The sequence below is a fragment of the Allomuricauda sp. M10 genome (assembly GCF_020782875.1).
Lineage (GTDB): Bacteria > Bacteroidota > Bacteroidia > Flavobacteriales > Flavobacteriaceae > Flagellimonas.
The window spans coordinates 1-12,352 of the sequence record NZ_JAJGBN010000002.1 but is presented as its reverse complement, the minus strand read 5'-3'; the positions used below and the strand labels follow the sequence as shown (position 1 = coordinate 12,352).

The window sequence follows — 12,352 nt, the reverse complement described above, 5'->3', positions numbered from 1 at the left end:
TTTCCAAACATAACATAACAAAAACCCCGAGGCATTGCCTCGGGGTTTCCATTTTAAGTAAAAAGTAAAATTATTTACTGAACTGTGTCAGCATGGAGCTGGTCATCAGTTTGCCGCTTTTGTTGTAGGATTCCTGTTTTACCATGCCCACACCTTCAGACAACCAAACGCGTGAAGGTGAAACTTGGTTGCCCACCATCATTTTGGTCTTGGTTTCGCTGTAAACCACGTAGCAGTCAAACGTACCGGCGGGCGTGGTTACGCTTTCCTGTTTTTCCACTTTGCGGTTAATGGTTTCCACATTCATGTTCATGTTGATGGCCCCGCTCATTTTCATTTTTACGTTCAGGTTACCATCAGGGAGGGATTGCCCCACATTCAAACTATTGGGCCATTCAATATCTGTTCCGGTAATGTCCATCTCAATATCACCCATTTGGCTCAACATCTGTTCGTTCATCAGCGATTTAAAATCCACTTTTACCACATTGCCATCGCACATAATGTCATATTCCGACGAATAGGTATTGCCCTTTTTATCAGAAATATCCATCACCATGGTGGCCGAAATGTTGTCGCCGGAACCCGTTACGTTGGTAACTTTATAATTGATCTTGCCTTCTTCGCCACCTTTCTTATCATAGCTGGTGTATTCAAAAGTGGCGCCTTCTACCATGGGGTAGTATTGGCTGCAGGAGGTTTGACCAAAGGATAGGTTCAGGGCAAAAAAGGTGGTCAGGATAATTAAAATTTTCGATTTCATGATATAGTGTCTTGGTTTAAAGTTTTATGAATTCTACTCGGCGGTTCTGCGATTTGCCTTCAGGGGTATTGTTGTCGCCCACAGGTTCGCCTTCACCCTTTCCTTCGGAAACCAAACGGTCCGCGGCCACTCCGTAAACGGTAACCAAACTGTTTTTTACGGCTTCGGCCCTGTCCTTGGAAAGTTTCAGGTTATTTGCATCGGACCCATCGGAATCCGTATGGCCCACAATCTTTAGTTTGATGGAGGTATCCTGTTGAAGCACTTGTGAAATCTGGCGGATGATGCCCATGGACTGGGGCTGGATATTGGCGGAACCAGAATTGAAAAGGATGCCATTGGTGGATACTTTTCCTTCTTCAAGCAGTTTTCGTCTAAGATCTACGCCTCCCTCGGCCACTTTAAGATTGGAAATGAAGATTTTCTCCTTTCCATCCTGAAGGCCATTAGAATTGAACTTGAGGGTGCTGATCTTGTTTTCCGGAACTAGTTTGGGAATGTCCACATATTTTTCCTCGTTTACCCATAGCCTAAACCTTGATTTGTTCACGGCTATGGAGATATGGGGCTGGTTAAGTACGGCCTTTCTAATATCGGCACGGACTTCACTGTTGATGGGAGATCCTTCGGCACGTAGGTAGTTTCGCATGCTTATGCTGAACGCAGCGTATTGCCCTACTGGGATATAGACCTCTACATGATGGTCCCCTTCATTAAAGGTCTTGTCGTCACTCAGCATAATTTTTAGGTTGGCCGTGGAAGAGGTCTGATCGTCCAAGCCGTAGGTCAACATATCAAACTCAATGGTATATTCTTCGGGTAGGTCTGGCACGTTGGGGATAAAATAGATACCGTAACCTGGAATCAATTCCAACCATCGCTGTGGCGAATCGTTGACAGTGACTACTTCACCCGATCCATTGGTGTTCCATTTGGAGGGGAAGTCGCCAATGAAATCATGGGCATAATCATCAAAGAAAATGGTTTTATCGCCTGGAACATAGTCGAATTTGCTGTACACCGTCATGGATTTGGAACCGGTGGTTATCGGTGCATCTTTGGTTTCCAAAGGGGTTTCAGGATTTTCTACCTGACCGCCCCCGCCAGAGGTTGTGGGTGCTTTTTTCTCGCCCGATTCCGGTTCAAGGATGCTATCCAAGGCCTGGTCCGTTTTTTTGGAAGTTTCATTTTCCACTCTACGTTCCACCGTTCGTTGCGCGGCATCCTCGGCTTTTTTTGCCAGTTTTTTCAAGAACTGCGCCTGTGTTCCCGATCCGATGAGCAAGAACAGGGTTAAACAATAGAATAGTTTGTTGGAGGTTTTCATTTTAGTGTGTTTTGGTTTGTATCGAAAAAGCAATGCTACCGAAACTACCAAAATCATGTACTGGCACTAAATGAAAATGTATGACCTGCACCCAGAATTGTATAGGTCGTAACCAAGGGTCAATTCAATTTGTAAACGATCAAAGAGTTGTCCTGATCCTTGGCCACCAATTCCAAATTTTTGTCATTGTCCATATCCGTCAGGTCGATCAACGAACTGCCAAATACCGGAAAATTGGGAATGGGTTTGGCCTGACTGTCAAAGAGGTAAATCTGCTGGTTCTGAATATCGGTCACGCTTACATAGATCTTATCATTGATGTAGAAAATCTTAGGTTTGGTGTACACGCCAAGGTCCAATTCCGCCTTTCTTCCCTTGATTGTTAATATGTTATCATCCATGAACACCAACGTATTGCTGGTGGCATACATACCGTGGTCTTTGTTCAGGTTGAAGTTGGTCGCGGTCAATTTTCCGTTGGTGTCGATTTGATGCAGCACCCCAGTTTTATTGGTCAAAGAAAACTTGTTCTTATACAGGAAGACTTCGTTGTTGGAAAAATCGATTTTTTCTGCCACTTTGATTCTATCGCTACCGGTCCTATGCAAAATTTTAAGGGTATTGTCCTCCAGTTTGAAAACGAGATAATCCTTGTTGCTTACCCTAAAATGCTGGGGGACCCCAACAATATTGCTCGGTGCTTCTTTAAATGTAAAGCCGCTCACAATTTTCCCTTGGTTGTTGTACATGAATACTTTGCGGCCCTGGGTGATTACAAAGCGGTAATCTTTTTTGCCCTCATAATCAAAGACAGCCAGCGGATTAAGGTTGCCTCCTTCAAAATCGATCTTGAAAGGTGGAACATCCTCTCCATTACGATCTACTAGCATGAATTGGTCATTGGTGCAAAAGGCGAGTTGTAACCTTCCGTTTTTGTATATGTCCACTTGTTGAATAGGGGGTTGAATCCTCCCTTCGAGTTGTTTGGTCCATAAAACCTTTCCATCGGTAGAGATAAGGTACAGTACATTGTTTTGGTCCTGCACCACAATCTCTTGTTCTTTGGTCCTGTGGTTGGTCACAAATTGGGGGTCTATGGCTAAATCGGTATCCAGTTCCAAAGTGAAAAGTGGCGAAACCGAATTGCTTTCCTGGGTTTTTCCAATTTTGGAAACCAGCATGTTGAAGTGGGCAAAATCATTATCAGCCACCAATTGCGAAGCAAAAGCCTGATTGTCCAGATCATTTTTTTGAATGGATTGAAAGACTTCCGGAGCAAGTTCCTTTTCCGCGAAATATTGGATGCCGGAACCATCAGCTACAAAAAGTACGCTGGACTCACTGGCCAAAGGGGTCTTCGCGGTCATGTAAACGGGCGAATTGATAAAGGAAGAGGTGCTTTTGTAATTGCTGATTATGGTCTGGAGTGTTTCCTTGTCCTGTGAATAGATAAAGCTGTTTTCCAGAATGGTGCAATAATTCGACTCAAAATCTTTGACCAAAGGGTTGAAGCTTGAGGTGATGAAATTTTTATCGGGTAGTTCCATGATCTCACTGCTTTGATAAGATTCGGAACCGGTTTTATGGGTGTCCATATAATTGTAGAGGCTCTCGGTACCATAAGAATTCAAAAGGACCGCTTTTTGATTGTTCAAGTAGATGATGCCAATTTCCTCAATGGTATTGAACAAAGTGTCCACTGGTTTAGTTCTATCTAAATAGGTGTTCTGGTTTTTGGCGAAAACTTGGTAGTCATCAAAAGTGTACGACACCACCGCTTGGGCATTGAGCGGCGCAAATTGAGGGGTTTTATTGGTCAGTGGATTTGTACCCTTGAACAGGTTGATGAAGTTTTTGGTGGAATCGGGCGCCATGGCTATCCCGGTAAGGTTCACTTGATCGGAATTGGCCGTAAAATCAAGGGAAACCCATTCTGCTAGGGGACTCGCTTTTTCATCCGCAGATGTAGCAAAAGATAATATGGATGGAGAAGTGGTCAAATTTAGGAACAAGGTGGCCGATTTCTTGGATGGTGCCGCCTCATATAATTTTCTCAAAGTAGGGTCGATCGGATTTTCCTCTTTGGCCCTGATTATATTTTCCACAAGCAGGTTGGAAGAGCTGAAGACCATTACTTTATCGCGAGACAAACTGTAAATCTCTACACTGTCTAGGCTATATTTAGTGATTTGGGAGCCTTGGTAAGTAAGCGTTTCCACTGTTTTGTTGGCCACGTCCTCAATATTAAATAGCTCTGGTTTTGTATTGGTGATCAAAACAAAATCATAGGAGTCCTTGCCCACTTCATAAACGGCCAATAAGCAGGTAGATTCACTAGATAGGGATTCCATTCCCTTTAACTTGTCAAGGATATTTGTCAGGTTGGCCAGGCCTTTCATTTTTTCCAAAAAAGCATTGTTTTTCAACTCGCTCCTTAAATTGGTGAGATTGTTGATTTTTAAGATCAATGATGGGTTGGGGGGGAGTTGGTCCAGTAACGTGGCTTTGGTCTTTACCTCATTGGTGCACGATACCAGTATAAAAAGAGTGAGCAAACAGAACAACAGCTTTTGTCTCATGGTCGAAGTTTGAAACAAAGTTAGGATTTTTAAATATCCAGTGTCAATTGTTCGGGGAGTTGTCTGAAGCTTTTTCGATGGTATTTCGTCAATCCGTATTGTTTGATGGCCTCTCGGTGCTCCTTTGTGGGGTAACCTTTGTTCTGTTTCCAATTGTACATGGGGAATTCTTCATGGATTTTTTCCATGTATTCATCCCGATGGGTTTTGGCCAAAACGGAAGCTGCTGCAATACTCATGAATTTGGAATCGCCCTTCACGATACATTCATGGGCAATGTTGTGATAAGGTTTGAACCGATTGCCGTCCACCAGAATGAAGGAAGGTGGTTTGGCCATCAATTTCAAGGCTCTGTGCATGGCCAAAATGGAGGCGTTGAGGATGTTGATCTCGTCTATTTCATCCTCAAAAACATGGCATACCCCAAAGGTGATGGATTCCATTTCGAGGATAGGTCTGAGGAAATCCCGTTTGGCTTCGGATAACTGCTTGGAGTCGTTCAAGATAGGGTTTTTAAAACCTTCTGGGAGTATAATGGCAGCGGCGGTGACGGGTCCGGCAAGACATCCACGGCCTGCTTCGTCCGTTCCAGCTTCAAAAATGTCCCGATAACAAGACTTTAACATGGAGACTAAAAATTTAACACTGAGGCTGTTAAAATGGAAAATTAAGTTAAATAAATGTGAAATATTTTCTTACAACGCATGAAATCAGAATGTTGTGTTTCTTGTGAGTGTTAAAGTTAACAAAACTTAACCTAACGAACTGTTAATTCCGCTGGCTTGTGGGCTGTTAATTTTTTTGTTTCTCAACTTTTTATAAAGATTTTTAGCCTTGCTAATTCAAAAAATATAGTAAATGAGAACTAAATTTTTGTACATGCTCATGCCTTTTTTGGTATTGTGTATGTCCTTCTCTTTTGGACAAGAGAAAACCATTTCGGGTAATGTAACGGATGCAACCGGACTGCCATTGCCTGGTGTTTCAGTGGTGGTAGTGGGAACCACTAATGGAACACAGACTGACTTCGATGGAAATTATTCCATTTCCGCTTCTGTTGGCCAAGTGTTGCGTTTCAGCTACGTAGGTCAAAAAACTGTTGAGATGACCGTTGGGGCATCCAGCAGTATCAACGTTCATATGGAAGATGATGCCCAAGCCTTGGAAGAGGTGGTAGTAACAGGTTACACCTCTCAAAAACGGTCTGACATTACTGGGTCTATCGTAAAGGTGGATTCTGAAAAATTGGGCGAGATCATTGCGCCTTCCGTGGATCAGGCCTTACAGGGGAACGTATCCGGTCTTACGGTTTCTTCCACATCGGGAACTCCAGGTTCTGTAGCCAATATCCGTATTAGGGGTATTAGTTCCATTACCGCAGGTAACGACCCACTTTACGTTATCGACGGTGTGCCAGTAACCAATGGAAATGTTGGTACCAGTGGTGCATATTCGTCTTTGTCTGCATTGGCAGGTTTGGATCAAAACAACATTGCGTCCATTACTGTTCTTAAAGATGCTTCTGCCACTGCTCAATATGGTGCCCGTGGATCTAACGGTGTTATTTTGATCACAACCAAAAGTGGTAAGGCGGGTAAAACCGTATTCAGTATCAACAGTACCTATGGTTTTCAAAATGATGCCATCACTGGTCCAGTGCCGTTGACGGCAGCCAATCGTTTGGAGCTTGCCGCTGAAGCATATTTTAATGATGGTTTCTATACGTCAAAGGACGAGGCCATGACTGACCTTCTTGCCGGTCCTTTTGCTGAATGGGATGCCAATGGCCGTCCAGAAGCAAGATGGGACCAAGCTGTTGCCAATAAGGATGCCATCATTCAACAACATAGTTTTTCTGCATCTGGAGGTGGCGAAGGGCACACTTTCTTCGCATCTTTGGGTTATATGCAGCAAGAGGCAACCGTAATTGGTTCTGATTTTGAGAGAATCTCTGGGTCTTTGAACTTTTCCAAGGATTTGACGGATAAGGTTACTTTCTCATCCAGCAACCAAGCTTCGCACATGCTTCAAAATGCTTTCTTGGAAACAAGTGCTTATTTTGAAAGCCCAAGAACCGTGAAATACTTTATTTCACCTCTATTGTTGCCTTACAACGAAGATGGAAGCTACAATCTTTTTGGTGGATCTTTGCCAAACCCATTGTATTTGACAGAGAACAATTCTAGCAAAAATAGGTTGACCCGTATTGTGACCAACAATGGCGTAACTTATGATTTTGCTAAAGGATTTACTTTTGGCTCTACTTTCAACGTTGACTTTCAGTTGTACAATTTCAGAACCTATTCCAATCCAACCTATGGTTATGGAGAAGCGACGAGTGGTGATGCCAGTCAATATGACAGGACCAACGTGTTCTATGTGTTCCAAAACTATGTGGATTACAATTTTGACTTGAACGAGGACCATAGCTTCAAGTTCAAGTTACTTCAGGAATACCAGTCCAATCGTCGTTACTTCTTAGGCGGCGATGGTCAGAATTTTGCTGACGAAGGCCTACAGAACTTGGATAACTTGGGAACTCCTACCGGGGTTAGTTCATCTTTTAGTGATTGGTACGTTGGCGCCTACATGGGATTATTAAACTACTCGGCGTTCAATAGTAAATATGTATTGGATCTATCCTATAGAAGGGAAGGTAACTCAAGGTTCAGCAAAGACAATCGTTGGGGTAATTTCTGGTCTGTTGGTGCTGCTTGGAACCTGAACAAAGAAGAGTTCTTGGCCAATTCAGACATTGTAAATGCACTTAAATTACGTGCTTCTTATGGTGTTACCGGTAACGCGCTTATCGATCTTAACCAATATCAATCCCTGTTTGGTTACTCTGCCGATTACGGAGGTGAAGGTGCGCAGTATGTGGATACCTTCGGTAACAATGATTTGACTTGGGAAACATCCCATACATTGGATGTTGGTGTGGATTTCGGATTGTTCAAAAACGTGGTAAGTGGTAGTGTGGCCTATTTTAATAGGGATTCCAAGGATCTTCTATTGGATGTGCCACTTTCCAGAACAACAGGTTTTTCAAGCCAAGTTCAAAACATTGGTGAGCTGAACAACAAAGGTTTTGAGTTGGATTTGAATTTCAATGTTATCAATACCGAAGACCTTAGCTTGAGCATTGGTGGTAACTTGTCGCATGTGAAAAACGAGATCACCAAACTCCCGGTAGATCCAAATGGTGAGGAAAGAACCATTACCACTGTAAGAACCAGGATTGAAACAGGTCACCCAGCTTATGCTTGGTACATGCCAACTTGGGCAGGAGTTAACCCAGATACAGGTGTTGAAGAATGGTATGTTAATGGTGTTGATGGCGCCACTACTACCAATTTTAATGAAGCCGAGGCCGTGTTCCAAGGAGGCAATGCCGTTCCTACCACAACAGCAGGTCTTAACTTGAACTTTAAGTATAAAGGGTTTTTCTTGAATGCTACCGGTTACTACGCTGGAGGACATAAAGTGTATGAAGGATGGCACTTGTATTTGAACCAGCCTAATGCATATCCAATATTGGCCTTCAATGGTTACACCTCATTGTTGGACAGATGGCAGCAGCCTGGTGATATTGCCAGAAATGGAAAGTTCACTACTTCTGCAACGCCATGGCAGAGACACTCAAAATACCTTTACGATGCAGATTTTATGCGTTTGAGGGCTGTAACTGTGGGTTATGATGTGCCTTCTAAGGCTTTGGAAAGCATTGGTTTGACCAAATTGAGTATATTCCTAAGAGGTAACAATCTGTTGACTTGGGTGAAGGACGACAATTTGTTGTTCGATCCAGAAGTTGATATCGATAGCCAAAATGGTACTGTGGATCCAGGGGAAACAGGACTTGAAACTCCTCCATCTCGATCAATTTCTCTAGGTGTAAACATAAATTTCTAAGAAAAAGAAGATGAAAAGAATATTTAACAAATTTAATATGGCTGTAGTGGCTGCCGCAGGTCTTATTTTGGGATCCTGTACAGCGGACAGCCTTGAACCTACCCTGTCTCAGAACAAGAGTGTGGAGGGTAGTGTGACCAAGGTGGACAACCTTTATAGTATTTTGAAGGGAGCGCACAATACACTGACAGGCTCAGGTTATTATGGTCGCGATATGATCGCAACGAATGAAGTACGTTCGGACAACTGTTTCTCCAACGGTAACTCAGGTAGGTTTACCACACAAGGGGAATACCAGTATAATGCAAACACAGGTTTTATGTGGGAAGAAGCCTATGAAGTGATTGCCAATGCCAATATCGTCATCAATACCGATGTAACCACATTGGAAGGTGATCAGGCTTATGGTGAGCACCTTCAAGGTGCGGCGTTGATTCTTCGCGCGCTTGCCCATTATGATCTTCTACGCGTTTTTGGACAACAGCATGCAGGTGGAAACCTTGGTGTACCTATCGTAACCGAGTTCAAAGGAGAGGACCTTTTTCCTCCTAGAAACACTGTGGATGAAGTGAAAGCGGCTATTTATAGCGACTTGCAAACTGCATTCGATATGATGGATGCCAGTTATGATTCCTCTAAGACCATTGTTTCCAAATATGTAGCCAAGGCCCTTGAGGCCAGGGTTGCTGTTTACTTTGGAGACTGGAGTAGGGCGGTTACAGCTTCTGAGGCCGTAATAGATTCAGGATTGTATTCTGTAATCGGGGCCGGATCCTTTGTAAGTAGTTGGGCTACAGACGGTGGTTCAAACGTATTGTTCGAGCTTGCCTTCAGTGGTGCCGATAACCAAGGCTCAAATGCATTGTCTTATATTTATCGCTACCCAGCTGATGCTCCAGGTGGCTATGGAGACCTTCAAGTGGTAAGTACTGTAATCGACCTTTTTGAAGATGGCGATGTGCGTAAAGATATTTTGGGTTACCAAGATGGTGGAACACGCTTGCGTAACATGGGTAAATACCCTGATACGGCAACTGGGTCAGATAATATTCCATTGTTCAGATATGAAGAAGTAATTCTAAACTATGCTGAGGCATTGTTGGAAACAGGTGGCGATGCACTTACACAGATCAATTTGATAGCCAATAACCGAGGAGCGACTCCGTATGGAAGTGTGACCAAGGACGATATCCTTAACGAACGTAGAAAAGAACTTATGTTCGAAGGTTTCCGTTTTGATGATTTAATGAGAACCGGTGAGACAGTACCTTATTGGGGCTCCACCCAGAATAGTCTGGGAACTTTAACTTATCCTAACGACTTGTTTGCGTACCCTATCCCAATTGGGGAGATCAACGCCAACTCCAACATGGTACAGAACGACGGCTATTAATGCCTAGCCTTTAATTATTTGAATATAGTAACGAAACCCCTGCATTGCAGGGGTTTTTTATTCGCCGAGTTTTCACATTTCTTTAGAAACAAAACTTTTTACCTTTGCCAGACCAATATAAAAGAATGAGATTTTTATTTGTTGCCCTATTCTTTTTTGTGGCCCCGGCCATTTTCGCACAACAGGATTCGTTGCCACCAGCAAAGACTAATGATTCTTTGAAATTAGAACATTCCGATGTACTGGGGGTCAAACAAATTGACTCTATTACAAAGGATTCCCTGAGGTCTAAGAAGGCTCGAAATGCCAAAACCCCCTTAAAACCCCAAAAAAAGGACTCGATTACGATCAAGGACTACAAAATCATTTCCTACCTAAGGGACACTACATATTTAGATACCACACTTACTATAAGGAAGGAATACAAATACAATTATTTACGGGCCGATGATTTTGAACTGATGCCCTTTGCCAATATGGGGCAACAGTACAATGAATTGGGAAAGGATTTTTCGCACGTTTCTTATTATCCAAGTATAGGTGCCACAGCAAAAAACGTTGGCTATGCTGAAAAGGAGGATATCAAATACTACAATGTGCCCACGCCCATGACGGAACTTATGTTCAAGACCACTATGGAGCAGGGACAGTTCTTGGACGCACTGCTTACCTTTAATATGTCCAAAAGATTTAATGCCTCCGTTGCATATACAGGTTTTAGGTCCTTGGGTAAATATAGGTATGAACAGGCCCAGGATGGTAAGTTCAGGGTTACCTTTAATTATGTAACGGAAAATGGTCGTTATGATGTAAGGGGTCATATTGCTGCCCAGGAATTGGAAGATCAGGAAAGTGGTGGGTTGGAAGATAGAACTCAGTTTGAGGACGATGTGACCGGTGATTTTCAGGATCGTGCCAAAATAGACCTGCTCTACACCAATGCGCGCAACCGAATATTGGGTAAGCGGTATGTTTTGGAACAACGCTATAAATTGGTGAACCATAAAAAGGATTCCACGGACACCGATCCCACCTCATTGGCCATTGGTCATGAATTCGGATATGAAACCAAAATGTACGATTTTAGACAAACGGCCCAAAATGATGCCTTGGGTGAAGATCCATTTTTGGTGCCTATTGAAGATAGGGCAAGGTTGAAGACCATGTTCAATAAAGGGACCATTCAGTTTTCCAATAGAACGTTGGGCAAGTTGGCAGGAAACGTCAGCCTTTTCAACTACAACTACTACTTTAATAGTGTATTGATCACGGACGAAGGTACCATCCAGAACAAGTTACAAGGGGAAGAAATATCCGTTGGCGGTACCTATTCCAATAAAATAGGACCGTTATCGCTTAGTGGTAATGTCAATTATACGGTGGTAGGTGATCTTACCGGGAATAATTTTGATGCTATGGCCAAATATCAATTGAACGAGAACAACTCGGTAACAGGTGCCATTCATGCATCATCCCGCATGCCGGATTTCAACTTTCTGCTCTACCAAAGTGATTATCGAAACTTTAACTGGCAGAACAATGACACTTTTGACAACGTAAGCATTCAGAACATTTCCTTCGGATTTGATTCCAAATGGTTGGGATTATTGGAGGCTGAATATAGTGCTATTGATAATTATACCTATTTCGCCTCCACCGCCACCCAGGATCAGATTGATAACGCGCAGGAAACTGCATTTGTAAAACCCTTTCAGGAGACTTCGACCATCAATCACCTAAAGGTCAAATACACCAAGGAGCTTAAATGGCGAAAATGGGCCCTTATGAACACGGTCATGTACCAAGATGTCACGCAGGATAGCCAAGTGCTCAATTTGCCGGAATTGGTCACTCGCAATACCTTGTACTTTTCCAGTGATGTGTTCAAAAAGGCCATGTTTGTGCAAACCGGGGTAACTTTTAAATATTTCACCTCCTATAATATGAATGCCTATAATCCATTGTTGGGCGAATTCTATATTCAGAACAATGAAGAATTGGGCGGATATCCATTGTTGGATGTTTTCATCAATGCCAAAATTCGCCAGACCCGAATTTATTTTAAGGCAGAACATCTAAATTCCCTCTTTTCTGAACCTAATTATTACTCGGCTCCAAACTATCCTTATCGCGATTTTGTGATTAGGTTTGGACTCGTCTGGAATTTTTTCTCATAATTTTTTAGAGGAATATTTTCTAATGGATATTGAAAAACAAGCGGTTAAGATTTTGACGATTTTTTTTCAAAAAAAATATGCTCAAACATTTTGTGGAGTCGGAATAACGTTCTTATATTTGCACCCGCTTAGCTGATGAGGCAGGGCGTTTTCGGAAGGAGGATTGGTCGATAAGGCCGATTTTTTTTCGGGAAGAACAAG

At 42.8% G+C, this 12,352-nt stretch carries 7 protein-coding genes; 3 read left to right on the top strand and 4 right to left on the bottom strand.

Annotated elements, in window-relative coordinates; translation table 11 throughout:
* Positions 1 to 70: 70 nt before the first annotated feature.
* The 4 genes from LKX84_RS05285 to LKX84_RS05270 form a co-directional block, all read right to left on the bottom strand.
* The gene (locus tag LKX84_RS05285; protein WP_228236096.1) at positions 71 to 763 is read right to left on the bottom strand and encodes a hypothetical protein; all 693 of its coding nucleotides are present in this window, start codon (positions 761 to 763) and stop codon (positions 71 to 73) included.
* A 16-nt stretch (positions 764 to 779) separates the two neighbouring features.
* Positions 780 to 2,090, bottom strand: coding sequence for an OmpA family protein (locus LKX84_RS05280; protein WP_228236095.1), 1,311 nt, complete (start codon positions 2,088 to 2,090; stop codon positions 780 to 782).
* Between the two features lie 119 nt (positions 2,091 to 2,209).
* Positions 2,210 to 4,669 carry a ribonuclease HII gene (locus LKX84_RS05275; protein WP_228236094.1) on the bottom strand — a complete coding sequence of 820 codons (2,460 nt, stop codon included), beginning with the start codon at positions 4,667 to 4,669 and terminating at the stop codon, positions 2,210 to 2,212.
* Between the two features lie 29 nt (positions 4,670 to 4,698).
* On the bottom strand, positions 4,699 to 5,295 hold the full coding sequence (locus tag LKX84_RS05270) for a ribonuclease HII (RefSeq protein WP_228236093.1): 597 nt from the start codon (positions 5,293 to 5,295) through the stop codon (positions 4,699 to 4,701).
* A gap of 232 nt (positions 5,296 to 5,527) precedes the next feature.
* On the opposite strand from LKX84_RS05270, the gene LKX84_RS05265 reads away from it, so the two are divergent.
* From LKX84_RS05265 to LKX84_RS05255, 3 genes are all read left to right on the top strand, one after another.
* Complete coding sequence (locus LKX84_RS05265; protein WP_228236092.1) at positions 5,528 to 8,581, top strand: SusC/RagA family TonB-linked outer membrane protein; 3,054 nt, start codon at positions 5,528 to 5,530, stop codon at positions 8,579 to 8,581.
* A 10-nt stretch (positions 8,582 to 8,591) separates the two neighbouring features.
* On the top strand, positions 8,592 to 9,974 hold the full coding sequence (locus tag LKX84_RS05260) for a RagB/SusD family nutrient uptake outer membrane protein (protein WP_228236091.1): 1,383 nt from the start codon (positions 8,592 to 8,594) through the stop codon (positions 9,972 to 9,974).
* 125 nt (positions 9,975 to 10,099) lie between these two features.
* Complete coding sequence (locus tag LKX84_RS05255) at positions 10,100 to 12,151, top strand: putative porin (RefSeq protein ID WP_228236090.1); 2,052 nt, start codon at positions 10,100 to 10,102, stop codon at positions 12,149 to 12,151.
* The last annotated feature ends 201 nt before the right edge of the window (positions 12,152 to 12,352 follow it).

Excerpts from the sequence above, each read along its gene's own strand:
- LKX84_RS05260 (WP_228236091.1), top strand. The coding sequence starts at position 8,592 with ATGAAAAGAATATTTAACAAATTTAATATGGCTGTAGTGGCTGCCGCA.
- LKX84_RS05285 (WP_228236096.1), bottom strand. The coding sequence starts at position 763 with ATGAAATCGAAAATTTTAATTATCCTGACCACCTTTTTTGCCCTGAAC.
- LKX84_RS05270 (WP_228236093.1), bottom strand. The coding sequence starts at position 5,295 with ATGTTAAAGTCTTGTTATCGGGACATTTTTGAAGCTGGAACGGACGAA.
- LKX84_RS05275 (WP_228236094.1), bottom strand. The coding sequence starts at position 4,669 with ATGAGACAAAAGCTGTTGTTCTGTTTGCTCACTCTTTTTATACTGGTA.
- LKX84_RS05280 (WP_228236095.1), bottom strand. The coding sequence starts at position 2,090 with ATGAAAACCTCCAACAAACTATTCTATTGTTTAACCCTGTTCTTGCTC.
- LKX84_RS05255 (WP_228236090.1), top strand. The coding sequence starts at position 10,100 with ATGAGATTTTTATTTGTTGCCCTATTCTTTTTTGTGGCCCCGGCCATT.
- LKX84_RS05265 (WP_228236092.1), top strand. The coding sequence starts at position 5,528 with ATGAGAACTAAATTTTTGTACATGCTCATGCCTTTTTTGGTATTGTGT.